We start from the raw sequence: 26,137 nt of genomic DNA on the forward strand, positions 1-26,137 counted from the left end.
TCTTCACCTCATTAATGCTTCTTCTTGGTCTTACTCGCCTGAATAAGCTGGCAGCTTGGACAATAATGAGTACCGCGCCCTCCAACCACAGACTTCTCGACAGGTGTACCGCATACTACGCAAGGAGCCGCCTTGCGCCCGTATATCTGAAGCGAGTGCTGGAACATGCCCATCTCTCCTTGTCCATTCACATAGGACTTGATCGATGAGCCGCCGGCTTCAACCGCTTCACTTAAGGTCAGTATGATGGCCTCATACAGCCGGACAAGCTCTTCCTCATTCAGTTCATTGCATAACCTCTCGGGATGGATTCCTGCACGGAACAAGGCCTCATCCACATAAATATTCCCAAGCCCCACTACATATTCCTGATTCAGCAGAGCTGGCTTAATCTTCGTCTTCCGGGCAGCAATAACGGCCTTGAACGCTTCAAAGGTAAAAGCCTCATCCAAAGGCTCCAGCCCCAGCTTCAGCAGAGGCTTCGTCTCAAATTCCTCACCAGGGTGGAACAGGTGCATCGTCCCAAATTGGCGCACATCCTTATAACGAAGCTCAGTCCCGTCTGTAAAATGAAATATGACATGCGTGTGCTTCTCCACCGGCTCACTGCTGTCATAGACCCCATATCGGCCTTCCATCCTCAGATGGGAGACAAGGACGAGCCCGTCCATAATGATTCTCAGGAATTTCCCTCTGCGCCCCACATCAGCTATAGTGTGTCCTTGAAGCTCAAGCCTAAACTGCTCTATATCATCAGGTCTCTGGATAATCCTTGGCAAAGAGACCGTAACATTCTTAATGGTCTTACCTTTGATCAGCTGACTAAGTGTTCTTCGAACGGTCTCCACTTCCGGCAATTCCGGCATTCTTCAATCACCTCGGGTACTTCCTTATAATAACGGTACAAGCAGATGACATCAGCGACTTTTATTTCGCTTCATACCAGTTCAGCCCGCTGCTTACCTCCGCTTTAAGCGGAACAGACAAAGGCAGCGCCTTCTCCATGGTCTCCGGAACGAGCCTCGTCATAAGCTCCAGCTCATCTCCCGGCACTTCAAATACAAGTTCATCGTGTACTTGGAGCAGCATACGGCTTTTTAGCCCATGTTCTCTAAGCACATCATTCATCAAGACCATAGCCAGCTTAATAATATCAGCTGCGGTCCCCTGAATTGGGGTATTCATGGCCGTACGTTCAGCGAATGACCGAAGGTTAAAGTTCGAAGCATTAATCTCCGGAAGGTAGCGGCGGCGCTCCAGCAGGGTCTTAACATACCCGTCGCGCTTCGCTTCCTTGACGATATCGTCCATATACTTGCGAACCCCTTGGAACACGTCGAAATACTGGTCGATGAACTTGGCCGCTTCTTTACGTGTAATGTTAAGGTTCTGGGACAGACCATAATCACTGATTCCGTACACAATCCCGAAATTGACGGCTTTCGCGGAGCGGCGCATGTTCGAATCCACCTGCTCCGGGGACACACCGAACACATCACTCGCCGTCTTCGTATGGATATCCATATCATTGACGAACGCTTCCTTAAGCCGCTCATCTCCTGAGATATCGGCCAGAACGCGAAGCTCGATCTGGGAATAGTCTGCCGCCAGAATGTGCCAGCCCGGCTCGGAAGGAACGAATACCTTGCGGATCTTGCGTCCTTCTTCCATGCGGATCGGGATATTTTGCAAATTCGGATATTGGCTGCTGAGCCGTCCCGTGGCCGCAATGGTCTGACGGTAATACGTGTGGACCTTGCCCGTCTCCGGGCGAATCTCTTTAAGCAGACCTTCCACATAGGTGGACTGGAGCTTGGCCAGCTGGCGGTACTCCAGAATGGACTGTACAATATCATGATAAGGAGCCAGCTTCTCCAGCACTTCCGCATCTGTGGAGTAGCCGGTCTTGGTCTTCTTGATTACGGGAAGTCCCAGCTTGTCGAATAGGATTTCGCCCAGCTGTTTCGGGGAATTAATGTTAAATTCCATGCCCGCCAGTTCATAGATATGCTGAACAAGTCTGCGGATCTGCGTCTCGAACTCTTTTCCCAGCTCCTGAAGATCTTCACGGTTCACCGCAATACCCTGCTTCTCCATATCTGCAAGAATACGGGATAGCGGCATCTCAAGCTCATAGAACAGACGATTCATCTCGTTCTTCTCCAGCTCCTGCTCCTGCAGCGGAATGATCTTCTGGGCGGTTGCCGCTTTATGGGCCAAATGAAGACTCAGCACCTCTGTATCAGGCACTTTGTATTTCGCTCCCTTGCCGAACACCTCATCATCCGGAGCCAGGAAGGACAGTTCGTACTTGGATGCCAGGCCGCTAAGCGTCTGGTTGTTCTCGGTAGGGTCCAGCAGATAAGCGGCGAGCTGAATATCAAAGGCAGCCCCTTCAAAGACAATGCCCTGCCAGTGAAGCGCCAGGTCGATCCTGTGAAGGTCATAGCCCTTCTTGGGAGCCTTGGCATTCGCAAGCCACTGCCGAACAGGTTCGCCAGCTGGCTGCTTCAGCAGTTCACTAGAAATATAATAGTGGCTGTCCTTCGTTGAAAGAATCAGCCCGATAATATCAGCATGGTGCGGATTATCCCCGTTCGTCTCCACATGCAGCACTTCAATTTCTCCAAGCTTGGCTGTAAAAGCCTCCATTCCCGCTTCATCCACCACAGCAACCTGGACAGGTTCAACCTCCTGAGCTTGATCCGCTTTCCCTTCTCCGGAATTCGGACCCGCCGTGAAGGACAGACGTTCCATCAAGGATTTGAACTCAAGCTTCTGCAGCACGGGAGCCGCCTTCTCTTCCTGAAGGCCGCTAAATGCCATATCGTCCCATAGGTGCTCAAGCGGCACCTCACGGAAGATGGTAGCAAGCCGCTTGCTCATCCGTGCATCTTCTGCGTGGTTGATGAGGTTCTCTTTCTGCTTGCCCTTTAACTCATCCGTACGTGCAAGCACTTCTTCCACAGAACCAAATTGATGGAGCAGCTTAAGCGCCGTCTTCTCTCCAATACCAGGAACACCCGGAATGTTATCCGAGGTATCTCCCATCAGCCCTTTAAGATCTACGATCTGGGCCGGAGTCAGACCATACCGCTCTTGAATCTCCTGCACGCCGTAAGGCTCCACCTCGGAGACCCCTTTACGTGTCAGGGAGACCTTCACATTGTCCGAGACCAGCTGCAGCATATCTTTATCACCGGTAACCACAATAACCTGACGGCCGGACTCATCAGCCTGCCTGCTCACTGTGCCGATAATATCATCTGCTTCGTAGCCTTTAAGTTCAAACCGCGTTATTCCGAAGCTGTCGAGCAGCTCCTTAAGCAGCGGGAATTGTTCTGACAATTCTGGAGGCGTCTTCTCCCGGCCTCCTTTATATTCTTGGTAACCCTCATGCCGGAACGTCTCCTTACCCGCATCGAAAGCCACCATCATATGTGTAGGCTGCTCTTCCTGGATCAAGCGCAGCAGCATGTTAGTAAAGCCATATACGGCATTGGTATGCATACCGCTCGAATTCGTCAGCGGAGGCATCGCGAAGAACGCGCGATAAATAATGCTGTTGCCATCAATCAGAATCAATTTTTCCATACTACACCTCGTTCCTTCGTACTACTATCTAACTCTAATGATAACACAAGGGCTGTCCGATTAAGAAATTAAAAAGAGGTGCTGCCCCAAAGCCCTGATCATGTTGAGGAGTTTGTTTTGTGTTCGAAGGGCTCCGAGGACGAACGTTGCTCCCATCACTGTTGTTTTTGAATTTCTGGAATGAGTCTTAAGCGGATGAATTCCAAAACCAAAGGCGACCGCTAACGCTTGTCCGCAATCGTTCGTCTCTCCGCAGGCTACGACGAAGTTGTTTCAAAAACAGATACTAAAAAAGATAGCGGATCTTTGAAGAAGCATGCAGAGAGCAAGACAACAAAACGCCAGTCAAAAGGATCTCTCCCCTGACTGGCGCTGGATTAACTGTTTTTAATTATTTAGATCGGGGCGCTGGCCTGTAGCGAGATATACAGCGCTCTCTCCAATGTTGGTGGCATGATCGGCAATACGCTCAATGTAGCGGCCAACCAGCGTCAGCAGCATGGCCTGCTGCACATTGTCCGGATTTGCCGTCATAAAGGCATAGAGATCGCGGATGATCTGGCTGTACAAATGATCAATTTCATCGTCGTCCTGAGCCATTTTATACGCAAGATCCGTATTCTCATCCAGATAAGACTGCAGGGATTCCTCAACCATGATGCCTGCCAGTTCAGCCATTCGCGGAATATCCACAAGCGGCTTGATCAACTCCTGGCCTTCAATGCGCAGGGTTACTTTGGCTATATCAATCGACAAGTCACCCATTCGCTCCAGATCGCTGGAGATCTTGAAGGCAACAATAATGCGGCGCAGATCCTTGGCTACCGGCTGCTGGGTAACAATCAGACGCGAACCGATCTCCATAATCTGCTCTTCCATTTGATTGAGATCCATATCCCGCTTAATAATTTCCTCGGCTTTGGCTATATTTGAGGTTTGGAGCGTGTCAATCGCTCCTTTGAGTGCCTCCTGCACGTGGTCGCCCATCGCACGGAGCAAATTCCGCAGTTCCTCTAAGTTTTGATCAAATTCTTTTCTACGTATCATGAACTAGATGCCTCCTTCTACTTAACCAAAACGACCGGAAATATAATCCTCGGTTCTGGAGTCCTGCGGGGTTGAGAACAGCTTTTGGGTTTCATCTGCCTCAACAACTTCTCCATTCAAGAAGAACACGGTTCTGCCTGAAATCCGTGCTGCCTGATGCATGTTATGCGTTACCATGACAATTGTATACCTATCTTTTAACTCCTGCACCAATTCTTCAATCTTGAGTGTAGATATCGGATCAAGCGCCGACGTTGCCTCGTCCATGAGCAGGATATCGGGCTGCACAGCCAGTGCTCTAGCAATACACAGACGCTGCTGCTGTCCACCCGACAGACTTAGAGCGGAACGCTTCAGGAAATTCTTCACTTCATCCCACAGCACAGCTTGCCGCAGACTTTGTTCCACGATCTCATCAAGCTCTGATTTGCTGCGAATGCCGTGAAGGCGTGGGCCATAGGCAATATTATCATAAATGGATTTGGGGAAAGGATTCGGCTGCTGGAATACCATGCCAACCCGCTTTCGCAGGGCTTCAACGTGAACGTCGTCACTATAGATGTCGGTTCCGCCAATCTTCACGGCGCCTTCGATCCGGGTACCTGCGATCATATCATTCATCCGGTTAAGGGTACGCAGCAGCGTGGACTTCCCGCATCCGGACGGTCCAATGAATGCTGTGATCGCCTTCTCGGGAATGTCCATGGATACATCCTTAAGCGCATGATAAGATTCATAGTACAAATTTAACTTGTCAATATTGATGATCGCTTCCATGTCTCTTCTCCTTCAATTAACGCCTTGTAAGATAAAAGAAGCCCGCGGGCTTCAGATTAACGTAAACCTATTGATTCTGAACATACATATCGATCTTACTTGTCTTGTGTAAAGGTGAATGTGCAGAATTGTAAACGCAGTGTAAAATATCCGGGTAATTAGTACCGGGATTCCCGTAGTACCCATACTTCACGGATTAATGCAGCTCTAACAATCGCTCAAGCTCCTTCATAACAAGATGAGCTCTCTGCGCAGCTTCATCCGCGGATATGTGCATGTCCCGTCCGCGAAGCTCGACACTTTGCACGGCTTCAACCAGAGATTCAAAGGTCGTATCTGCTTCAGCCACCCGGCTCTCGCTCCCTTCCACCTCGGCGGCCGATGCGGCAGACATGCTTGCTGTCTCGCTGACCATTTCGCTAATCACGGTAAGCGTCTTCCCAATCTCTTCCGAGAACTTCTTCGTCTGTGCCGACAAATTACGCACCTCGTTCGCCACTACGGCGAATCCGCGGCCATGCTCTCCGGCATGAGCCGCTTCAATGGTTGCATTCATGGCAAGCATTCCGCTGCGATCCGCGAGCTCCCTGATGGCTCTGGTGACCTCCGAGATTTCAACAGTTCGCTGCAATAGCTCGTTGACCTGCTTCTCCTGGTTGCCCGTAATGGTCAATACCCGGTGGAACGATTCACGTACCTGCCGGAGCTCAGATCTTCCGGATCTGACGAGGCTGCTCATCGTCTCCGCCTCACGAAGACTCCGCTCCGCGGCTTCAGATACGGCATGAACCGAGCGTTCTATCCGCTCAAGACGTTCATGGCTCTCCTGAACCGTGATAACTCTGGCCTCATCCGCTTTCCGCTGCAGGCTTCTGGAGAGCACCATAAGATCCTGAACGGTCAATACTCCTTTTACTTTCCCTTCATCGGTCAGGATCATGCATTGGTAGAAGTGTTCAGTATCCCGGCCTAATGCCGCATCAATCAACTTCTCCGGTGCATCCGTAACTTCCCGCACCAAAGGCTTCCGTTCCGCGAATAGGACGGCAGCCTTCTCATAGAATAGGTCGGACGCGAATCGACCGGCAAATAACCGGTAGAAGCTGTCCCGCATAATCAGGGAAAGGGCACCCGTCTCTGCATCCACAAGAATGACGCACGGAATTACATCATCTGAGCGGAACCTTCGCAGCACCTCACCGCAGATTTCGCTGGAATCCACTACAGGGACCTCACGGCAAAATAGTTCTGCGGCCACAGGAATAGGGGTCGGAACAGCTTCCTCGTTCGTTGTAGTCATCGCAGTTTCTTCAATATCTATAAGCTTATGTATAGGTGTAATCTTCTCTAGAATCGGCCTTTCAAGGACTGCAGAGGCTTGATTGCTCATGTGGTCTTCACTCCTATGACTTTATTCCTATATCCAGAAATATAGGATAATAGTGTCAGCAGAGTGTTAACCGAGCACGGCTATTTTGTAAAAAGCTTGTAATCAAAGTAAAAACCCATCATTTATCCAAAATGATGGGCCGTTCTCTTCTTGTTAACCACGAGCTTGTAGCCGACTCCGCGGATCGAATCGATATGTACAGACTGCGGATCAAGCTCAAGCTTCTTGCGCAGCGAGCTTACATGGACATCGACCGTACGCTGGCCTCCGATATAGTCGAAGCCCCATACCGCATTCATCAAGTCATCCCGGGTCATAACCACGCCTGGCTTCCTCGCCAAATATAGCAGGACCTCGAATTCCTTGGGACGAAGCGTAATATGCTCCCCGCCAAGCGTCACTTCGTACTTCTCCGGGTAAATAGCCAGCTCACCCAGACTGATCTGCGACTCAGGCTGCAGCTGAGGCTTATCCCGCTCATCCTGTCCGGTGGATCTTCTGAGGACAGCGGCCACACGGGCCAGCAGTTCGGCTACTCCGAAAGGCTTGGTAATGTAATCATCCGCTCCTGACTTAAGCCCCTGCACAACCTCTTCTTCTGCATTCTTGGCGGTTAGGATGACAATAGGGGTCTTAACCCCTTCACTCCGCAGCTTGGACATAATCTCAAATCCGTTCATCCCCGGCAGCATCAAATCCAACAGAATCAGATCAAAATCTGACCTCAGCGCCGTATCGCAGCCGGTCTGTCCATGCTCTTCTACTGTAACCTCATAACCTTCATTAGAAAGGTTATAGGACAATAACCTGGACAAGGTTGGCTCATCCTCAATAACCAAAAGTCTATGCGTCATATATACTCTTAGTACCCCCATTTTTTCAAATCGGAATAAATGTTGACAAATGTTGACATGGATAGCATATCACGAGAGTGTTAACGGTGTGTAAAGTAGTCAACTTTCTTCTAATACTACTCTACATTGTGCAATAAAGGTAAATCCAGAATAAACATCGTTCCCTCGCCAACCTTGCTCTCGACCCGGATTGTTCCATGATGAAGCTCGACCAGGTGCTTCACAATCGATAACCCAAGTCCTGTTCCGCCTGAGCTGCGCGAACGGGCCTTATCCACCCGGTAGAAGCGCTCGAATATCCTCGGCAGGTCCTTCTTGGGTATGCCGATACCGGTATCACTAATAATAAAGCGAACCTTCTCCTCCTCGCCGGAATTCTCGCCAATGCTTTCTGCCGTAACTTTGACTCTCCCGCCGTCCAGTGTGTAACTGATGGCATTGGACAGGAGATTCATGAAGATTTGCCGAAGGCGGTCTTCATCTGCTTCCATGAACAATTCCTCGGGAACCTCTAGCTTCATCGTTATGAATTTCTTGGCAGCAGAGGACTGCAGGACTTCAAAGATACTTCCAAGCAGCGTGTGCACGTGTACAGGTGAATATTCTAACGGCACACGCCTGGATTCAATCTTGGACAGCTCGAGAATATCACCGATCAAGCGGTTAAGTCTGTCACCTTCATCATAAATAATCTGCAGGAATGAACGGCTTGTCTCTTCATCCTTGACTCCTCCAGACAGCAGCGTCTCGGCGAAACCTTTGACTGCGGCGATCGGTGTCTTGAGTTCATGCGAGACATTCGCGACGAATTCACTCCGCATCACTTCCAGCTTGCGAATCTCCGTTACATCCCGAAGCAGGAACAGCATGCCGCGGTAAGAGCCATCATCCTCAAACATGGGGACACTGTCAAAATGGAGGATTTTCTCCTCAGGATCATAAATTGTACGTTCTTCACTCATATGCTCCTTACGGGAAATCCCCTCATCCATGAAGCGGGTCAGCTCATAGCTTCGCTTGATTTCATGATACAGCTTGCCCAGCATGTATTTATCCTTGAGGCGTAATATCCGCTCGGTCTCCCGGTTCACTAGGGCAATTCGGTCATTTGTATCGACCATGAGAATACCGCCCGTCATATTGGAGAGAACACTTTGCAGAAGATCCTCGTTATCACGGATCCGCTTAAGCTGGAGCTGCAGACTGTCCGCCATGCCATTAATGGCTTGGCCCAGCTGCCCAATCTCATCCTGGCGCTCCAGATCTACACGGGCATCATAATCCAGCTTGGAGATCCGGTGAGCCACCGTTGTAATATGTTCAATCGGCCTGGTAAGGCCTATAGCAACCCGATAACTAACCAAGGCTGCAGCCAGGAAGAGCACCACCAGTCCGCCGATCATTAATGCCCAGCCTTTGCGGAGACCTTCCTCTACCGTCTGAAGGCTCATAGACAGCCTAATGTAGCCGTCGAACCCCTGCTTGGAGACCACGTGCTTGGCCACGTACAGCATATTCTCATGCACCGTACTGCTGTAGCGAATGGATGTCCCTGTATTGCCGTTCTTCTTCGCAGATAGGACCTCTTCGCGAGTGCTATGATCACCCATTTTGGATGGATCACTCTCTGAATCACCTACGACCTTACCGCTCAGGCCAATAAAAGTAACCCTCGAATTCGTTAGCTTATCAATCTGCTTCGCTTGGTTTGTATAGTAGGTCATGGCACCCGAGTTGCCTTCAATCCCCGGGAGTTCCAAAGTACTGGATATGAGATTTATTTCCCGGGCCATATTGTCCTCAAGAGCTGTAATATGAGAATCTTTGAATACTTGGGCCATGGTAAGTCCTGCGGCGAGCATCGAAATTCCCACAAGACCCATTAAAATCAGGGTTAACCGCATTCGGAATGTCTTCATGTTCTCTTCCTTTGAGTATAATTTAGTAGAATTAGAGCTTGCCTCATTCTGCATCTGTTGGTTAACATTGTTAGTATTATAATAACACAATGTAATGGGAGTATTATCTATATAAAACTTAGTTAAAATGGCCACATTTCGGGTATAGACATAACTACGAGGAATGCTTGGACTTTCGGTCGCTGTTGTCACCAGAATTCTTATATATACCGTATTGCTCGGTTGAAGTCCGGGTAAAAAGCAAATGCTTCCGATGTAGCTTTCTTTTAGAAAGCTTTTAGGCGATCGCGTTCGCTCCTACAGTTCCAAGCTTCCCCTCCGTTACACCTCAGCCGTATACCATTTTTCTAAGTTCATTTTAATACTTCCCGAAAGAGGTCCGTTCATGAACTATCACTTTTCTGCTTACATGTACAGATTAAGAGCCATTAACCGCTGGAGTCTGATGCGGAGCACGTCCACAGAGAATGTGGCCGAGCATTCCTACCATGTTGCGATTCTGGCGCATATCTTATGCGAAATTGGGAATCAGCTCTACGGCAAGCAGCTACAAGCTGACCGCGCGGCCACACTGGCCCTGTTCCATGACGCGACAGAAGTGTTCACGGGGGATATCCCGACTCCTGTGAAGCATCATAATCCGAGGCTGCTCTCCAATTTCAGAGAGATGGAGGCTATTGCGGCTGAGCGGCTTACTTCTATGATTCCCCCGTCCCTTAAGGCGGTCTATGCCCCTCTGCTTGATCCTGCCTCCGAGACCGATAAGGAACTCCGAAAGTATGTAAAAGCCGCTGACAGCCTTGATGCCTACTTGAAATGCTCGTGGGAGGTGGCCACAGGCAACCGTGAATTTGCGGCCGCCAAGGCCCAGCTTCAGCATAAGCTGGAGAGTCTGAATATGCCAGAGGTCTCCTACTTCCTGGTTCATCTGGCACCGAGCTTTGAATTAACTTTAGACGAACTGTCGGACGAGCTGGAGGACTAACGTTATTTATACACCTGGATTGTTGCAGCAAAAAAGCGGTATCCGAGTACTCACACTCAGATACCGCCTTGAAGCTTACCCGTTCACAATCTCGCCGCCATTCACATGAATGACTTGTCCGCTGATATAAGATGAATCCTCGGAGGCGAGGAACACATAAGTCGCGGCCAGTTCTTCCGGCTGACCCGGCCGCTGCATGGGTGAGTCCGCCCCGAACTGCTTCACCTTCTCTTCATCGAAGGTCGATGGAATAAGCGGTGTCCAGATCGGACCCGGTGCAACCGCATTAACGCGAATCCCCTTCTTGCTGACGAGATTCATCGAGAGAGAACGCGTGAAGCTGACAATGGCCCCTTTGGTCGATGAATAATCGAGCAGCGCCGGGCTTCCTTTGTATGCCGTGACAGAAGCAGTGTTGATAATGGTGCTGCCTTTCTTCAGATGAGGCATGGCCGCTTTGGTCAAATAGAACATCGCGAAGATGTTCGTACGGAACGTACGCTCCAGCTGTTCTGCGGTAATATCCTCAATGTTCTCCTGAGGGTGCTGTTCCCCTGCATTGTTGACCAGGATATCCAGTCCCCCGAGCTCGCTTACCGTCTTCTGCACAGCTTCCTGAGCGAAAGCTTCATCGCCGATATCTCCAGGTATAAGATAAGCCTTCCGCCCTGTCTTCTCGATCTCATCCTGCGTCTTCTTGGCATCATCATGCTCATTCAAATATACAATGGCTACATCAGCGCCTTCTTTGGCATATGCGAGTGCAACAGCACGTCCGATCCCGCTGTCACCCCCGGTGATGAGCGCGATCTTGCCTTTCAACTTGCCCGCAGGCATATAATTACCCTCATACTGTGGGAGTGGATTCATCTGTTCCTCAATCCCCGGTCTTTGGGTTTGATGCTGGGGTGGCATGGTTTGCTTGGGTTGCTGGTTATTCTGTGACAATGTAAGCTCTCCTTCCTTAAGTTGGACTAGGATTCATGACCATCTCTATATGGAATGGACGTCCAATTCATATAGGATGCAAGAATGGCTTGGACATTATACCTACACATACTTACCACCAACCCCCTTATGGCAAACAATTTACAGGCAAGACTATACAGCCGCGTAAATATTCTTCCTGGTCCGGTCACAAGGCGAACACTTCGCTTTTCTCAGAATCGAATCATTTCTCACTCTTCCTTGTGGGTAATTGCTAGGTTTAACTTTTCTAGAATTCAATATAGTAACGCTCAAAGAACCAGGTATCATCATACCTGCGGTTAGTCCTGAACTTCTCCCTGTCCTCAAATGCACCCGAATCCTTAATTTCAGACTCCCAGCCTGCCGACTCTTCATTTCTGCCTAGTGTCTCCCAGGTTCTCAGCAATCTCTCTTCGTTAAAATGCAATACAGCCATTCTAAGCAGATGGTACCCCCTGTTATCGGCGGGAGGGACATAAGGGAATTTCGTTCGTTCTACCAATAAAAGATGAATGGCAGGCTCGATCAGACACCGATAGCCAAATAACCCCATTCGGAGGGAGAACTCCGCTGCTATCGCGGATTCGTCTCTAAATCCACGGTCAAATCCTTCTACGCTGTGAAAGCTCTCAGTCTCTACTGCTATACACTCCCATGGCATAACCGCTGCTTCAAAAGAAGGGGACAAATCATGAACCCATTCCGTAGTGAACTGGGGCAGGCACAGCTTTTGTCCATAGCCAATGTGCCCCGATGTGTCTCTAAACCTGGATATCCCCGGACTCGTGCAGTTCGCTTCCCTCCCTAAGATCGGTGCAATGAGCTTCTCCATCCAGTAGTCTTCAAAATATAGATGACCTGCACAAAATATATACACTCTTCCTTTGGCTATCTGTGCACCGCGGTTTCTGGCCTCTGCCGGCCCAACGCGGTCCGTCCTGATATAATGAACCGGTGCGGGAATACGGTATCCAAACAAAAATTCACAACAACTGTCTATGGATCCATCATCAACAATAATGATTTCGTAGGGCATTGCGGTCTTGGAAACTTTCAGTGACTCTAACGTAGTTAGAAGGTTGATTCCTTCATTACGCACAGCAATAATAACGGATACTATCGGTTGCTCCAGGGTCATAGCGTTTATCCTTTCTTACTTTGGTCATACTTATAGCATTACTCCCGCTATAGTTTCCATAATAAACCAAATAAAACTATAAGTAAATATATATAAAACTATCAGCATATTAAATTCACCTCTCATATTCTCTACTTTTATACTAGGAGGGGTTATATGAACTATGATTCGCTCGGCAAAAGACTGCGGCAGGAGCGCCGTAAGATGCATTGGACCCAAGAAAAGCTGGCAGAGAGGATCGATGTCTCCGACGCATACATAGGACAAATCGAGAGAGGGGAGCGCAGTCTATCCCTGGATACTTTAATCAGACTGGCTAACGAACTCGGGGTCACGGTGGATTATCTGCTTCATGATTCCATAGAGATCACGGACGATCAATTCGTGGACCAAATTCGCCAGATTATGATGAACCGTTCCGCCAAAGAGAAACAAATGGCTCTGGATATGATCAAACTCATGTTCACTCACCTGGATGAGCTCTCGAAGACCAAAGAATAAGTAATGTAAGCAGCTGTAGAAAGAAATTAAAGTTTATGCTGAGTATGTTGGCCCAACTATAAAAACAGCGGTAGCCGTGGACGAGATAACAAAGTCCTAGACTACCGCTGTTTTGTTGACCTATCCGTTCAACTAACGTATTCCGTTAGTTCAATGACCTGTCTGTAAACTATGATACACCTCTCCGCATTGCTCTTAACGGCAAATGGAAAAGCCACCCCTTTCGGGATGGCCCTTCAGCAAATACGGTTGGAATTAATTGTTTTTGTTCATATTACGGCTCATTTGATTCACAGCACTAAACAGAGCTTTGACAGATGAGGTCATAATATCTACGTCAATGCCGCAACCCCAATATACGCTGCTGTCCGAGGACTTTATTCCGATATAAGAGACCGCTTGTGATTTAGAGCCGATTTCCAAGGCATGCTCCTTATAGACCAGATCGCTATATTCCAATCCAAGATAGGCTTGCAGGGCATTGCTGATCGAATCAAGCCTTCCGCTCCCCGTACCTGTAATTTCCTTAACGCCGTCACCCGTCCGCAGAACAACAATGGTTTCAAAATCATCCTCATCATTAATGCGGTATTTAACCAACTCAGTAGGCGTATTAATATTCACATATTCCTTAATAAAAATGTCGTATATTTCATCTGGAAGTAGCTCTTTTTGCTGGTGATCGGATACATTCTTAATGCAATATCCAAAGTGCTCACGCATCTTCTGAGGAAGATCGAGCCCATACTTTTGCTGAAGCACATAACCGATTCCGCCTTTGCCTGACTGACTGTTGATGCGGATAATATCGCCTTCGTATTGTCTGCCGATATCCAACGGATCGATTAGCAGATATGGGACCGACCAATGCTGCGGCTCCTTCTCTTCGCGCCATTTCATGCCCTTGGCAATCGCATCCTGATGCGAACCGGAGAAAGCTGTAAATACAAGCTCGCCACCGTAAGGGTGTCTTTCGCTCACTCTCATTTTGGCCAGTCGTTCATAAACGGAGAGGATCGCCGGGATATTCTCAAAATTCAGTTTCGGATCTACTCCATGTGAGTACATGTTCAGGGCAAGTGTGACAATGTCTACGTTCCCCGTTCTCTCCCCGTTTCCGAACAAAGTACCTTCTACTCGCTGGGCTCCGGCCAGCATTCCCAACTCGGCGTCAGCCACGCCCGTGCCTCTATCGTTATGCGGGTGAAGGGATAGAATAACATTCTCCCGGTAAAGCAAGCGTTCACTCATATATTCAATCTGACTAGCGTAGACGTGAGGCATCGACATGGACACCGTTGCAGGCAAGTTGATGATAACCGGATTCTCCGCTGTTGGCTGCCATATACCGAGCACATGATTGCAAATGTCCAGCGCAAACTCAATCTCCGTACCTGTAAAGCTTTCCGGCGAATACTGGAACTGAAAGTTCCCCTCCGTTTCCGACGCGCATTCTTTCAACAGCTTGGCGCCGTTTAAAGCGATGTCGATAATTTCCTCTTTCGATTTGCGGAATACTTGTTCCCGCTGGGCTACAGAAGTCGAGTTGTACAAATGTACGACGGCCTTTTTTGCACCTTTTAACGACTCAAAAGTTCTGCGGATAATGTGCTCCCTCGATTGGGTCAGCACTTGGATGGTAACATCATCCGGAATCAAGTCCTGCTCGATCAATGTCCGTAGAAAGTTGAATTCCGTTTCCGACGCTGCGGGGAATCCGACTTCGATCTCCTTGAACCCGATCTCCACAAGCATTTTGAAGTATTCCAGCTTCTCCTCCAAATTCATCGGAACGATCAACGCCTGATTTCCATCACGAAGGTCGACGCTGCACCAAATCGGGGCTTCCGTAATATACTCCTTGCGGGTCCATTTCAAGCTTGCCTCAGGCGGCGCAAAGTAACCTCTAGCGTATTTCTCAACGTTTTTCATGGGTATCCATCCTCCATCAATTTTTGACATTTTGGGTCATTAAAAGGCAGACATAACACAAAAAAGCCTTCCATCTCCGTTAACAGAGACGAAAGACTGTGAAATCTTACGCGGTACCACTCCGAATTCATGCCATAGTAGGCATGCACTCTGCGGATACAGGTTCCCGAAAGCTGTGGGCATACCTTATATCCTCCTGATGATAACGGTCAGGATTCCGGCTCCGCCTACTTTACTGGTTCAGCGGGCAACTCCAAGGTGAGTTCCATTCTTCCTCGCGGCTGTTTCACACCAAACAACAGCTCTCTGAGCGCTTAGAAAATCGTACTATTCCTTTTCAACGTATTAGATATTAAAGTCATGCTATAACACCTGTGCCACATTGTCAATTGCCTTTTTTTGATTTTTCCGGGCAGCAGGAAAACTACTCAGGCGGTTGCGCTTGATTAGTCAATTTAATTAGCATCTTAATTTCGCCCTAGTTGTTCGAAAAATCTTCAATTATCGTTCCCCGTTAGGTCAATGACTCATTATTAATTTAAATCATCATGTAAAATCTTATATTGGAAATCTTCTGCCAAACATTCAAATGTTTCGTCCCTAAAATAAAATAGGTAATGCAATAATCTCTCTTCATTTTTCAGTTGATTCAACACCATTACCTTGTCTTCTGGAAATGTGTTTTTCCAATCTGATTCTTCGAGTTGATAAAACTCGCCCCATTTAATTCCTGTTTTTGAAAACCTACATTTCCCTTTGTAGAATCCTTCATCATTTGTTGACCCTAATCTGAACATATAACACTTACTAAATTGGATTTCAGCCCTTGTATCTTCGTCAATATCCTCATACTTGAAAGGATTTAAATAAAATATCAGTTTCAAATTACCTTGGGTATTATCAATTTCTATTTGTGGCTCAGGAGCATTAGGTTCTGCTCCCCATCCAATATTTAATTGCTTAAATTTCATGTTATAACCTGCTTTCAATGTAAAAGCAAACTCCCTATAGCAAACTGAGCCTAGTAGTTATCTAACAAATTTATTATTTTTAGTGAGTTATAATCTTTTGCAATATCTATTGGGGTTTTACCGTTACATTCCAAGATGGTTTTATCCGCACCATTATCCAACAAATAATTTATTAATTCCGTTGGTTCCTCTCCAGGACTTCCACCCGATTGAATTGTACCGTCTATGGATATATCCACCGCTACATGTAATGGCGTCCATCCTTTATTACTCTTAAAATTTATATCCGCCCCGTTCTGAAGCAAGAACTTTATTACCTCTAATTGTTCATTTTCTACAGCTATATTCAGTAAAGAATGACTACTTTTTATACACTCATAATTTGCACTAATACCTCTCGTAAAAAGGGATTTAACCCACTCGATATCACCATTCGCAACTGCTCTACAGATATTATCATCCAAGACTCCCCCCCTTTTAAGGGTATTTTACCACGAATGACCATTTGCGTAATCTGCCCGTTACTTCAATAAACCAAAAAGGAGTCGCAACAATACAACTCCTACACTATCGTACCCGTTAGCGTAATAGGATATATCAACGTTAATTATCAAACAATCCTCTGCCAATCAAGTTTGCAGTAACCGGCTTTTTTCCGATTTCTCGTGACCATATAGACAATTGACCGATGTGGTGGATCTCGTGGGCGATCACGTGCCGCATCACTTCGCCGTATTTATGGGCTTCCCGTTCCCCTTCATCCGTGATATCAATCATAATGCGGTGTTCCAGGCTGTCATTCCAATCATAAACAAATGGAGCGAGTTCTACGTTGCAACGGGCGGAAAAATCCTTTATTTGCTGCAAGCTGGACACTTCCTCGAACGGAGGGATTTCAATCGCTTTTTTTTGTATTCCACCGCATATCCAGCCATATTCGACTGCCACAATGTGATACAGCGTGGGAAGTATGTATCCTATGCCGCCGGTGCGTCTTTTCATTAACTCTTCCTCGCTCACCGTATCGCACCAGTCTAACCAATCTTTGCGAACCTGCCAGTTATACTCGAATAGTTTCAACATGTCGCAGCCCCCTGTATTTTGTCAACTATGTTACTTATACCATTCGCATTGTATATTGTGCTTTCCTGCCCGTTAGCTTAACGAGGTGGCATCTATAATCTTGGCAACCTCGTAAGCTTCCTTTATTTAACTAACGTGTCCCGTTAGTTGAAGATACAGATGCTTATTTGACTGTTTTGCTGTAACTGACAGTTTTTTTCGTGTCACCATCAACAAAAACCAAAATTGGTCCTACGATTTTATCACTTTTGGATTCAAAGGATACCTTAAATAGATGTTCTACATCCGGATACTTCCCCCCACCCTTTGGGGCTGGCATATCACTACCATTGGACGCATCAACTTTTGCAACTTTCCAATCTGTAACCTCTTGTTTGTCCTCGCTGGGCAGACTATTCCATGCTGCTTCACGCAATTCTTGATTATTATCAGACTTTGAGTTAATTGAGCATCCGGAAATTACAAACAAAGTTAATACGACAATCAACAAAATTTTATACAAATTTGTTCCCTCCCCATGTTTATATCTTCAATCCAATAATTTACACCTCATTTAATTTTAACGTAAGAGTTCCCCAATTGTTGCGTTAACCTGCCCGTTAGCTTAATGAAGCACCGTCAGCCTAACACTTGATTTTTCTAGTCTAAGACTTTATTTTCTTCAGACACCAGCGACTCAAAAAAGCTGTATCCCCAAATCTGGGGATACAGCTTTATGTATATTGGAGCTTAGATTACATAACGGAAAACCATGAAGTACACGATAACCACGATGACAACAGCAAGCACGGAGCTGAGTGTACGAACTTTTCCAATATGATCGGTTACTTCGTTCTTGGCACGAATGCCTTCTACAGCCAGACGAAGCGGCTTGCCTATAATTCCACTAAGCGCACCTGCCGCCAGGAACAGCACAATAACTACAACCATCCAGGCGATGGAGTAAGTCCCCTTACTGATCAGATAACCTCCTGTCAGGAACTGTAGAATAAGTCCATACTGACCGTAGCGGTTAAGCGTTCTCACGGCAGAGACGGTTCCTTCCTGTGCGGAAAGAGACAGGCTGCCAAGACGTCCCAGCACAAAAGGCAGCAGAATGTAGAAGCCTAGTGCCAATGAACCCAGTACATGTAAAAAAATCATCGCGTATGTCACAAATGAACCACCTTTCATTATTTAGATTAATTACAATCTATTATATCCATAATTTTGACTAAAGAAAAGGAAAGCAGGCGCATTCCGGGTAATTTGGCTAATTTATGAGCGAAAACAAGTCTTTATACAAGAAAACCGGCCTTTCCCCTGCATTTCGCAGGTAAAGGCCGGTTTTTTCAGTTAGCTGCATGCTGCAAACCAAGTTAATTTAACCTTGAACCACCTTGATTACACTTCGCACGGATTCAGCGGATTTATCAAGAGCCGCTTTCTCCTCAGCTGTTAACTCAAGCTCGAATAATCTCTCAATCCCGCTGCCACCCAGTACCGCCGGGACTCCGAGGAACAGATCATTATATCCGTATTCGCCTTCCAGCAGTGCGATAACCGGAATAATCCGCTTCTTATCCTTCAAGACAGCTTCCGCCATCTGAACAAGGGAGGCCGCCGGGGCATAATAGGCACTTCCGTTCCCTAGCAGGTTAACGATCTCCCCTCCGCCTACGCGGGTACGCTGGACGATCGCATCAATACGGTCCTGCGGAATCAGCGTATCGATAGGAATTCCGCCTACGCTGGAGTAGCGTACCAGGGGCACCATGTCATCCCCATGACCACCCAGAACGAAGCCTCGAACATCCTCTACAGATACATTAAGCTCTTGAGCGATAAAGGTGCAGTAACGCGCCGTATCAAGCACTCCAGACTGACCGATTACCCGATTCTTCGGGAAGCCCAGCGCCTGGTAGGCCGCATAAGTCATCGCATCAACCGGATTGCTTAATATAATTACGATGGAATCAGGGCAGTACTTCTTCACATTCTCACAGACAGAAGCCACAATTCCCGCATTGGTACTCACGAGATCATCCCGGCTCATACCCGGCTTCCGGGCAATTCCCGCCGTAATAATCACAATGTCAGATCCCGCAGCATCCTCGTAGCTTGAAGTACCTATAATGCTGCTGTCGAAGCCTTGAACGGGGCTTGCTTCGAGCATGTCCAGAGCCTTACCTTTAGTTGGGTTCTCAAGTTGTGGGATGTCAAGCAGGACAACATCACCAAGTTCCTTTTGCGCAAGCATCAAAGCGGTAGTCGCACCCGTAAACCCGGCGCCAACCACAGTAATTTTTTTGCGTTGAATTCCCACTATAGATAGCCTCCTACATATTTTTAATAACTTGATCCGCGAACTCGGAGCATTTCACTTCGGTTGCGCCTTCCATCAGACGGGCAAAGTCATAAGTAACGGTCTTGTTATTGATGGAGGTCTCGAGACCTTTATAGATCAAGTCAGCCGCTTCCTGCCAGCCAAGGTGCTCAAGCAGCATAACGCCGGACAAGATAACCGAACCCGGGTTAACTACGTCAAGATCAGCATATTTAGGTGCTGTACCATGGGTAGCTTCGAAGATCGCATGACCTGTCAAATAGTTGATGTTCGCGCCTGGTGCAATACCGATACCGCCAACCTGAGCTGCCAAAGCGTCGGACAGATAGTCCCCGTTCAGGTTCAGGGTTGCGATAACATCAAAGTCAGTCGGACGGGTAAGTACTTGCTGCAGAGCAATGTCAGCAATTGCATCCTTGATCAGGATTTTGCCTGCATCCAAAGCTTCCTTCTGAGCCGCGTTAGCCGCATCCGCACCGGATTGTTCCTTGATCTGGTCATACTGTGCCCAAGTGAACACTTTATCGCCGAACTCCTGCTCAGCTACTTCATAACCCCAGTTCTTGAAGGCACCTTCTGTGAACTTCATGATATTGCCCTTGTGAACGAGCGTTACGCTCTTGCGTCCATGATCAATGGCATATTGTACGGCTGCACGAACCAGACGCTTGGAGCCTTCTTCGGATACAGGCTTGATGCCGATACCGGAAGTCTCCGGGAAGCGGATCTTCTTAACGCCCATCTCATTCTGCAGGAAGGAGAGAACTTTCTTCACTTCCTCAGTACCCTCTTGATATTCAATACCTGCATAGATATCTTCGGTGTTCTCCCGGAAAATAACCATATCCACAAGCTCCGGACGCTTCACTGGGGAAGGTACGCCGTCGAAGTAGCGCACAGGACGAAGACACACGTACAGATCCAGCTCTTGGCGCAGAGCTACGTTAAGGGATCGGATACCTCCGCCGATTGGCGTAGTCAAAGGTCCTTTGATAGCTACGATATATTCACGAATCGCTGTAAGCGTATCCGCAGGAAGCCACTCGCCGTATGTATTGAACGCTTTCTCTCCAGCGAAGACTTCATACCATGCAATCTTCTTCTCTCCACTGTACGCTTTCTCTACAGCAGCATCTAGAACACGTACGGATGCTTTCCAGATGTCGCGGCCTGTACCGTCACCTTCGATAAATGGGATAATAGGACGGTTAGGCACATTAAGCTTACCGTCTTGAATTTCGATTTTATCACCTTCGGTAGGCAGGTTGAATTTCTCAAAGTTCGGCATAATTACATGTTCCTCCTTAACAATTATAGGGTCCGTATACGGTATTCATACATGAAGAGGGGGACGACCGCTAAAGCTGACGGGCCCACCTCTTCCGCTTATTCTATCATAACTTGCCAGACTATCTTAATTCAATCGGGATATATCTCTGATTGTAAAGACCCGTATACTCCGCACGAGGACGGATAATCCGATTGTTGTCCAGCTGCTCCACAATGTGGGCTGTCCATCCGGATAGACGGCTGATCGCAAAGATCGGGGTGAACAGATCTTTCTCGATCCCAAGAAGCGTATAGACAGAGGCTGAATAGAAGTCTACGTTCGGCTTGAGGCCCTTTTGCGAAGTAACCAGGGACTCGATCATGACAGACATTTCATAGAGCGAAGAGTCGCCTTTCAGTTCACTCAGCTCTCTGGACATCTGCTGCAGGTGCTTGGCACGCGGATCGCCATTCTTGTATACGCGGTGGCCAAAGCCCATAATCTTGTCTTTGTTATCCAGCTTCTGCTGAATGTACTCTTCTGTCTTTTCTAAAGTTCCGATCTCTGTAAGCATTTGCATAACCGCTTCATTAGCACCGCCATGCAGAGGCCCTTTCAACGTTCCGATCGCAGAAGTCACACCGGAGTAAATGTCAGACAGGGTTGCCACGGTAACCCGCGCAGAGAAAGTAGACGCATTAAGCTCGTGATCCGCATGAAGGACCAGTGCCGTGTCCAGCGCTTTAACAGCAACCTCGTCCGGCTCTTCACCGGACAGCATATACAGGAAATTGTAAGCCAGACTTACTCCCTGCTTGGGTGCTACCGGCTCAAGACCTTTACGGATACGGTCAAACGCTGCAATAAGAGTCGGAATCTGAGCTTGCAGCTTAATCGCTTTGTCCTGGGTAGAATCGTGGCTGATATCGCCTGAAGTCTCGTCATACAAGGCGAGTGCAGACACACCGGTACGAAGTGCTGCCATGGTATTCGTATTCTTAGGAAACAGCTTAAGCTGCTCCACAACCTCGGAAGGGATGGCAGCATATTCACTGAGTTGCTGTTGCAAAGCATCAAGCTCAGACTGCGTCGGCAGCTTGCCATACCAGAGCAAATAAGCCACTTCTTCAAAACTGGCATGCTGAGCGAGCTCATCGATATTAATTCCACGGTAAGCTAGCACGCCATCTTCGATCGAACTGATAGAAGAAGTCGCAGCCACAATACCTTCCAGGCCTTTGGTAGCTGTCATAGTACATCTCTCCTTTATTGGACATAATTAAGGCAGAATAAAGCCAATGTAAACATTTACATTTTGAAAGATTGGAAGAGTAGCGGTGTGCAATGATAGTTGTTACACCTGATGAAACCTTATTTCATCATACTGGATTTTGGTGAGCAAGGGAACAACTTAGCGCCTACTGTCTAAATCAAATTGTTTTATCGCAATCATAAAGATTTTTTTGGAAACGGTTTCAGAACAGGTGGGAATCGTCCTTCTATTGCCTTTGTACGTTCTTTTCCTGCATACTATAACATAATTAATAGATGAGAATAAGCTGGGGAGGAGATTGATTTCTTGGACAATATCGTGATCAAAAGATTGCTTCGAGGGATTTGGGTCATTGCGGTTCTAGTTCTAATCGGACTAGCCTTCTACTGGCTTATACCGCTGGTATATCCCTTCCTGATTGCATGGCTCATTGCCTATGCTATGAATCCATTCACCCGTTTTCTTCAAAAAAAGGTCAAAATGCCAAGATGGCTGGCCGTTACGCTGGGCCTTCTGGTGTACTATGGCGGAGCCTTTATTATCCTCTCCGCAGTGGTTACCCGTTCGGTGAAAGAATTGATTCATCTAACCCAGTCGTTCGATCTGCATATTGAAAAGTGGAAGTCCTTCTTCACCAACTGGGCGCAAAGTGATGGAATCCAGAATATCATCGGAGAGATTAACAAGTTCATCCAGAACAATCCGGATTATCAGCATACCATTAATCAGAATATTAACCGGACTACGGAGACGATCAGTTCCATGGTCACCCGGATTGTTACCGGCTTTCTGAATGGAATTGTGAACCTGCTAACCTCGCTCCCGAATCTGGGTGTCATCTTGATCGTTGTCATGCTGGCAACGTTCTTCATCAGCAAGAACTGGGAACGTCATATGCGCACCATGACTGGCTGGGTCCCGCTTCCGTTCCGCAAGACCGCGAAGGATGTCTGGGGAGATCTACAGAAAGCGCTGTTCGGCTATCTGCGTGCCCAGTTCATCATGATCTCCATTACGGCGGTAATCGTGCTCATCGGGCTGCTGATCCTGGGGGTTGACTCCGCATTTACCTTTGCCTTGTTAATCGGATTTGTTGATCTTCTGCCTTATCTCGGGGTTGGAACGATTATGGTACCTTGGCTTGTATATGCCTATCTCTCTGGAGATATCCGGCTTGGTATTGGTCTCTCCATACTTTATGGAATCATATTAATTGCCCGTCAATTAATTGAGCCCAAAGTGCTGGCCAGCAGTGTGGGTCTGGATCCGCTGCCTACGCTGATCGGCATGTTCGTGGGACTCAAGCTCTTTGGGGTTCTGGGACTTATTATTGGCCCCGTCACTTTTGTGGTGATTTCGGCTGTGAACCGGGCCAATGTATTCCGGGATCTGCGAAATTATATTGTAAATGGACGAATCCACTGAGTTCTGTTCATCAGAATTCACATAAAAGCCCTCAGCTATCTCGATTCGAGAAGCTGAGGGCTTTTTCTCTTAGCGCCTAAAGAACGTGATGGTCCCGTCCTTCATCTTTTTGGCGACCCATTTGACTAAGAATATTTTATACAAAGGCCGGGTTAATGGAAACACCATTGTAAAACCTATGACATCCGTTACAAATCCCGGAACAAGCAGGAGCAGGCCCCCGATCAATATACACAGTCCGTCTACTACCGTTCGGCCGGGAATCTGTCCATTATTCATCTGTCCTTTAACCGATTCGAGTACCTTCCGGCCTTCAAATTGAACCATAAGCCCACCGATAATGGATGTTGCCAGAGTCAGAAATAACGTCTTGCCAACGCCAATCCGCTCTCCAACCTGGGTATAGACCCAGATTTCAATAAATACCAGTACGACAACCCATAGGAATACCCATTTGCGCATGAGATTGCTCCTTCTCCTGAAAGCCATACTTCTTACATGAGTACGATCCCATTTCTGAAGCCTATGCTCTTAATAATATACTATCAAGAGCATTGTACAATTTTGGCAGCTTTTTATCCAGACGTGCCGGCTTCCAGTCTCTGGTGACCCAGACGTGACTTGTAGAACCACTCACGAGCAGTTCACCAGGCAGCAGTCCAGAACTCTGCACAACCTCTTCTGCCGCCTTCTCGGAGGGCAGGAGGCGTCTTATTTCATAAGAGTAGCCCAGCCGCAGCGGAGAGAAGGACGTTACCCGGGTGGACACCGTAATCTGATCGTCGTAACGGGCCGGCAGCTTGAACTGCAGATTCGCATCAATCACCGGCAGCAGAATACCTTCCTGCTCAATGGCCCTGTAGTCGAAGCCCATCTGACGAATCATCTCCGTCCTTCCGATTTCGAACCAGCCTAGATAGTTACTGTGATAGACGACAGCCATCTGATCCGTCTCCTGATACCGCACCCGGAGCTCTGCCTTGAACCAGCCGCTGCTCCTTCCCTCGCCTCGATGTTGTGTGTCCATTTCGCTCTCCTGTCTGATTTCTCTTGGATTTGGTCATTTATTATATAACAAAAAGCAATGGTTCGCCGCTGCCGGTTGCCATTGCTTTGTGTAAGTTCCTAATCCAAATTAGGGGATTAGCCCTGGATTTGACTGATTTTCACCAGATTTGTCGAACCGGAACGGCCCAGTGGAACACCTGCAGTGATAACTACGAGATCTCCCTCTTTAACAAGACCGGACTCTACTCCGCCCTTCATAGCGCAATCGAACAGCTCGTCTGTAGAAGCAGCCTGTTTGCCCTTAACCGGAGTCACGCCCCATGCCAGTGCAAGCCGACGCAGTGTTTGGTCAACTGTAGTCACCGCAATAATTGGGGACTTCGGACGATATTTGGATACCATGCGAGCAGTGTATCCTGTTTCGGTTGAAGTGATAATTGCCTTCGCATTCAGGTCAAGTGCTGAATTCGCTACGGCTTGGCTGATCGCTTCTGTTACTGTCGTTTGCTGAGCATGGCTTTGTTTCTCAAAAATTTCACGGTATTTGAGAGCAGATTCTGCCTTCTCCGCAATACGGGACATGGTCAGAACAGATTCAACCGGATATTTACCGGCAGCTGTCTCACCGGACAACATGATTGCATCCGTACCATCAAAGATCGCATTGGCCACGTCACTTGCTTCTGCGCGTGTTGGTCTAGGGTTGCGCTGCATGGAATCCAGCATTTGAGTTGCTGTAATAACCGGCTTGCCTACGCGATTACATTTCTCAATCATAGTCTTCTGAGCCAATGGCACATCTTCAGCCGGGATTTCAACACCGAGGTCACCACGGGCTACCATGAGACCGTCGGACACTTCCAATATTTCATCCAAGTTATCGACACCCTGCTGGTTCTCGATTTTGGAGATGATTTGAATATAAGTCGCGTTGTGCTTCTCAAGAAGCTCACGAATTTCAAGAACGTCACTTGCTTTACGTACGAAAGAAGCCGCGATAAAGTCGATGCCTTGCTCGATACCGAAAATAATATCGTTCGCATCCTTCTCTGTAATACCCGGCAGGGAGATATGTACGCCTGGTACATTTACACCCTTCTTGCTCTTGATCGTTCCGCCGTTAACAATGCGGCATTTGATCTCTGTACCTTGGATGTCTACAACGGTAAGACCGATCAGACCATCATCGATAAGAATTGTGGACCCTACTTCAACGTCATTTGGAAGCTCACTGTAAGTTACTGAAATGCGGTCCTTGTCACCAAGAATTTCTTCAGTAGTCAAAGTGATGAACTCGTCCTGCACCAATTCAATCGGCTCAACGGCCAATTTACCAGTACGGATCTCTGGACCTTTAGTATCCAGCAGAATAGCAACAGACTTTCCAAGCTCCTCGCTAGCTTGACGAATCGTCTTGATCCGGTTACCGTGCTCTTCAAAATCTCCATGAGAGAAATTGAGACGGGCTACGTTCATTCCGGCAAGAATCAGTTTCTTCGTGTTCTCCAAAGACTCACTGGAAGGACCGATAGTACATACAATTTTCGTTTTGCGCATTTGGGTTTCCTCCGTTTTAGGGTTTCTCTCTTTATCTTCTTTTTCCAACAATTAAATCTACTACAGAATTGAGAATTTGTATAGGAACTTTGTCATATTAAATCATTACCCAGCTGAA

Annotated in this window: 24 protein-coding genes and 1 other annotated feature; of the genes, 3 read left to right on the forward strand and 21 right to left on the reverse strand. The window is 47.6% G+C overall.

Going from position 1 to position 26,137, the window contains the following annotated elements; genetic code table 11:
- Positions 1 to 11: 11 nt before the first annotated feature.
- The 7 genes from mutM to pnpS all read right to left on the reverse strand — a co-directional run bounded on the left by mutM (position 12) and on the right by pnpS (position 9,581).
- On the reverse strand, positions 12 to 866 hold the full coding sequence (mutM, locus tag ACEN86_RS15155; protein ID WP_495631433.1) for a DNA-formamidopyrimidine glycosylase: 855 nt from the start codon (positions 864 to 866) through the stop codon (positions 12 to 14).
- A gap of 61 nt (positions 867 to 927) precedes the next feature.
- The gene (polA, locus tag ACEN86_RS15160; protein ID WP_495631434.1) at positions 928 to 3,594 is read right to left on the reverse strand and encodes a DNA polymerase I; all 2,667 of its coding nucleotides are present in this window, start codon (positions 3,592 to 3,594) and stop codon (positions 928 to 930) included.
- 387 nt (positions 3,595 to 3,981) lie between these two features.
- Positions 3,982 to 4,641 carry a phosphate signaling complex protein PhoU gene (gene phoU, locus ACEN86_RS15165; RefSeq protein ID WP_495631435.1) on the reverse strand — a complete coding sequence of 220 codons (660 nt, stop codon included), beginning with the start codon at positions 4,639 to 4,641 and terminating at the stop codon, positions 3,982 to 3,984.
- A gap of 21 nt (positions 4,642 to 4,662) precedes the next feature.
- On the reverse strand, positions 4,663 to 5,418 hold the full coding sequence (pstB, locus tag ACEN86_RS15170) for a phosphate ABC transporter ATP-binding protein PstB (RefSeq protein WP_127199932.1): 756 nt from the start codon (positions 5,416 to 5,418) through the stop codon (positions 4,663 to 4,665).
- Between the two features lie 196 nt (positions 5,419 to 5,614).
- A complete protein-coding gene (locus tag ACEN86_RS15175) occupies positions 5,615 to 6,808 on the reverse strand; it encodes a methyl-accepting chemotaxis protein (RefSeq protein WP_495631436.1) in 1,194 nt (397 codons plus the stop codon).
- A gap of 122 nt (positions 6,809 to 6,930) precedes the next feature.
- A complete protein-coding gene (locus ACEN86_RS15180; RefSeq protein ID WP_495631437.1) occupies positions 6,931 to 7,662 on the reverse strand; it encodes a response regulator transcription factor in 732 nt (243 codons plus the stop codon).
- Between the two features lie 116 nt (positions 7,663 to 7,778).
- A complete protein-coding gene (pnpS, locus tag ACEN86_RS15185) occupies positions 7,779 to 9,581 on the reverse strand; it encodes a two-component system histidine kinase PnpS (RefSeq protein WP_495631438.1) in 1,803 nt (600 codons plus the stop codon).
- A gap of 385 nt (positions 9,582 to 9,966) precedes the next feature.
- Here pnpS and yfbR point away from each other — a divergent pair, with 385 nt between their 5' ends.
- Positions 9,967 to 10,566, forward strand: a complete 600-nt coding sequence (yfbR, locus tag ACEN86_RS15190; protein WP_495631439.1) for a 5'-deoxynucleotidase — start codon at positions 9,967 to 9,969, stop codon at positions 10,564 to 10,566.
- Between the two features lie 75 nt (positions 10,567 to 10,641).
- Here the strand turns inward: yfbR and ACEN86_RS15195 are convergent, their stop codons facing one another.
- Positions 10,642 to 11,514 carry an SDR family oxidoreductase gene (locus tag ACEN86_RS15195; RefSeq protein WP_495631440.1) on the reverse strand — a complete coding sequence of 291 codons (873 nt, stop codon included), beginning with the start codon at positions 11,512 to 11,514 and terminating at the stop codon, positions 10,642 to 10,644.
- Between the two features lie 268 nt (positions 11,515 to 11,782).
- Complete coding sequence (locus ACEN86_RS15200; protein ID WP_495631441.1) at positions 11,783 to 12,673, reverse strand: glycosyltransferase family 2 protein; 891 nt, start codon at positions 12,671 to 12,673, stop codon at positions 11,783 to 11,785.
- A 156-nt stretch (positions 12,674 to 12,829) separates the two neighbouring features.
- Here ACEN86_RS15200 and ACEN86_RS15205 point away from each other — a divergent pair, with 156 nt between their 5' ends.
- Positions 12,830 to 13,174 (forward strand): helix-turn-helix domain-containing protein, encoded by a 345-nt coding sequence (locus ACEN86_RS15205; protein WP_495631442.1) that lies wholly within the window; start codon positions 12,830 to 12,832, stop codon positions 13,172 to 13,174.
- A 255-nt stretch (positions 13,175 to 13,429) separates the two neighbouring features.
- Here the strand turns inward: ACEN86_RS15205 and leuA are convergent, their stop codons facing one another.
- From leuA to ACEN86_RS15250, 9 genes are all read right to left on the reverse strand, one after another.
- Complete coding sequence (gene leuA / locus ACEN86_RS15210) at positions 13,430 to 15,106, reverse strand: 2-isopropylmalate synthase (RefSeq protein WP_495631443.1); 1,677 nt, start codon at positions 15,104 to 15,106, stop codon at positions 13,430 to 13,432.
- A gap of 81 nt (positions 15,107 to 15,187) precedes the next feature.
- Positions 15,188 to 15,456: a binding site (T-box leader), on the reverse strand.
- A 183-nt stretch (positions 15,457 to 15,639) separates the two neighbouring features.
- Complete coding sequence (locus ACEN86_RS15215; protein ID WP_495631444.1) at positions 15,640 to 16,077, reverse strand: hypothetical protein; 438 nt, start codon at positions 16,075 to 16,077, stop codon at positions 15,640 to 15,642.
- A 50-nt stretch (positions 16,078 to 16,127) separates the two neighbouring features.
- On the reverse strand, positions 16,128 to 16,541 hold the full coding sequence (locus ACEN86_RS15220; protein ID WP_495631445.1) for an ankyrin repeat domain-containing protein: 414 nt from the start codon (positions 16,539 to 16,541) through the stop codon (positions 16,128 to 16,130).
- Positions 16,542 to 16,680: 139 nt separating this feature from the next.
- Positions 16,681 to 17,160 (reverse strand): DinB family protein, encoded by a 480-nt coding sequence (locus tag ACEN86_RS15225; RefSeq protein ID WP_495631446.1) that lies wholly within the window; start codon positions 17,158 to 17,160, stop codon positions 16,681 to 16,683.
- Positions 17,161 to 17,323: 163 nt separating this feature from the next.
- Complete coding sequence (locus tag ACEN86_RS15230) at positions 17,324 to 17,662, reverse strand: hypothetical protein (protein ID WP_495631447.1); 339 nt, start codon at positions 17,660 to 17,662, stop codon at positions 17,324 to 17,326.
- Between the two features lie 227 nt (positions 17,663 to 17,889).
- Complete coding sequence (locus tag ACEN86_RS15235; RefSeq protein WP_495634317.1) at positions 17,890 to 18,303, reverse strand: hypothetical protein; 414 nt, start codon at positions 18,301 to 18,303, stop codon at positions 17,890 to 17,892.
- A 220-nt stretch (positions 18,304 to 18,523) separates the two neighbouring features.
- A complete protein-coding gene (gene mdh / locus ACEN86_RS15240) occupies positions 18,524 to 19,465 on the reverse strand; it encodes a malate dehydrogenase (protein WP_495631448.1) in 942 nt (313 codons plus the stop codon).
- A 13-nt stretch (positions 19,466 to 19,478) separates the two neighbouring features.
- Positions 19,479 to 20,774: an NADP-dependent isocitrate dehydrogenase gene (icd, locus tag ACEN86_RS15245; protein ID WP_127199918.1), complete on the reverse strand. Its 1,296-nt coding sequence runs from the start codon at positions 20,772 to 20,774 to the stop codon at positions 19,479 to 19,481.
- 121 nt (positions 20,775 to 20,895) lie between these two features.
- The gene (locus ACEN86_RS15250) at positions 20,896 to 22,008 is read right to left on the reverse strand and encodes a citrate/2-methylcitrate synthase (RefSeq protein ID WP_495631449.1); all 1,113 of its coding nucleotides are present in this window, start codon (positions 22,006 to 22,008) and stop codon (positions 20,896 to 20,898) included.
- 327 nt (positions 22,009 to 22,335) lie between these two features.
- On the opposite strand from ACEN86_RS15250, the gene ytvI reads away from it, so the two are divergent.
- Positions 22,336 to 23,454: a sporulation integral membrane protein YtvI gene (ytvI, locus tag ACEN86_RS15255; RefSeq protein ID WP_495631450.1), complete on the forward strand. Its 1,119-nt coding sequence runs from the start codon at positions 22,336 to 22,338 to the stop codon at positions 23,452 to 23,454.
- Positions 23,455 to 23,523: 69 nt separating this feature from the next.
- Here the strand turns inward: ytvI and ACEN86_RS15260 are convergent, their stop codons facing one another.
- The 3 genes from ACEN86_RS15260 to pyk all read right to left on the reverse strand — a co-directional run bounded on the left by ACEN86_RS15260 (position 23,524) and on the right by pyk (position 26,019).
- Positions 23,524 to 23,916, reverse strand: coding sequence for an FxsA family protein (locus ACEN86_RS15260; RefSeq protein WP_495631451.1), 393 nt, complete (start codon positions 23,914 to 23,916; stop codon positions 23,524 to 23,526).
- Positions 23,917 to 23,977: 61 nt separating this feature from the next.
- The gene (locus tag ACEN86_RS15265; protein ID WP_495631452.1) at positions 23,978 to 24,481 is read right to left on the reverse strand and encodes an acyl-CoA thioesterase; all 504 of its coding nucleotides are present in this window, start codon (positions 24,479 to 24,481) and stop codon (positions 23,978 to 23,980) included.
- A gap of 116 nt (positions 24,482 to 24,597) precedes the next feature.
- Entirely contained in the window at positions 24,598 to 26,019 is a 1,422-nt protein-coding gene (gene pyk / locus ACEN86_RS15270) for a pyruvate kinase (protein ID WP_495631453.1), read from the reverse strand.
- Positions 26,020 to 26,137 lie beyond the last annotated feature (118 nt).

Source organism: Paenibacillus sp. Paensp111 (assembly GCF_059492195.1).

Coding starts and splice junctions, on each gene's coding strand:
- mutM (WP_495631433.1), bottom strand. CDS start 866: ATGCCGGAATTGCCGGAAGTGGAGACCGTTCGAAGAACACTTAGTCAG.
- polA (WP_495631434.1), bottom strand. CDS start 3,594: ATGGAAAAATTGATTCTGATTGATGGCAACAGCATTATTTATCGCGCG.
- phoU (WP_495631435.1), bottom strand. CDS start 4,641: ATGATACGTAGAAAAGAATTTGATCAAAACTTAGAGGAACTGCGGAAT.
- pstB (WP_127199932.1), bottom strand. CDS start 5,418: ATGGAAGCGATCATCAATATTGACAAGTTAAATTTGTACTATGAATCT.
- ACEN86_RS15175 (WP_495631436.1), bottom strand. CDS start 6,808: ATGAGCAATCAAGCCTCTGCAGTCCTTGAAAGGCCGATTCTAGAGAAG.
- ACEN86_RS15180 (WP_495631437.1), bottom strand. CDS start 7,662: ATGACGCATAGACTTTTGGTTATTGAGGATGAGCCAACCTTGTCCAGG.
- pnpS (WP_495631438.1), bottom strand. CDS start 9,581: ATGAAGACATTCCGAATGCGGTTAACCCTGATTTTAATGGGTCTTGTG.
- yfbR (WP_495631439.1), top strand. CDS start 9,967: ATGAACTATCACTTTTCTGCTTACATGTACAGATTAAGAGCCATTAAC.
- ACEN86_RS15200 (WP_495631441.1), bottom strand. CDS start 12,673: ATGACCCTGGAGCAACCGATAGTATCCGTTATTATTGCTGTGCGTAAT.
- ACEN86_RS15205 (WP_495631442.1), top strand. CDS start 12,830: ATGAACTATGATTCGCTCGGCAAAAGACTGCGGCAGGAGCGCCGTAAG.
- leuA (WP_495631443.1), bottom strand. CDS start 15,106: ATGAAAAACGTTGAGAAATACGCTAGAGGTTACTTTGCGCCGCCTGAG.
- ACEN86_RS15215 (WP_495631444.1), bottom strand. CDS start 16,077: ATGAAATTTAAGCAATTAAATATTGGATGGGGAGCAGAACCTAATGCT.
- ACEN86_RS15225 (WP_495631446.1), bottom strand. CDS start 17,160: ATGTTGAAACTATTCGAGTATAACTGGCAGGTTCGCAAAGATTGGTTA.
- ACEN86_RS15235 (WP_495634317.1), bottom strand. CDS start 18,303: ATGATTTTTTTACATGTACTGGGTTCATTGGCACTAGGCTTCTACATT.
- icd (WP_127199918.1), bottom strand. CDS start 20,774: ATGCCGAACTTTGAGAAATTCAACCTGCCTACCGAAGGTGATAAAATC.
- ACEN86_RS15250 (WP_495631449.1), bottom strand. CDS start 22,008: ATGACAGCTACCAAAGGCCTGGAAGGTATTGTGGCTGCGACTTCTTCT.
- ACEN86_RS15260 (WP_495631451.1), bottom strand. CDS start 23,916: ATGCGCAAATGGGTATTCCTATGGGTTGTCGTACTGGTATTTATTGAA.
- ACEN86_RS15265 (WP_495631452.1), bottom strand. CDS start 24,481: ATGGACACACAACATCGAGGCGAGGGAAGGAGCAGCGGCTGGTTCAAG.
- pyk (WP_495631453.1), bottom strand. CDS start 26,019: ATGCGCAAAACGAAAATTGTATGTACTATCGGTCCTTCCAGTGAGTCT.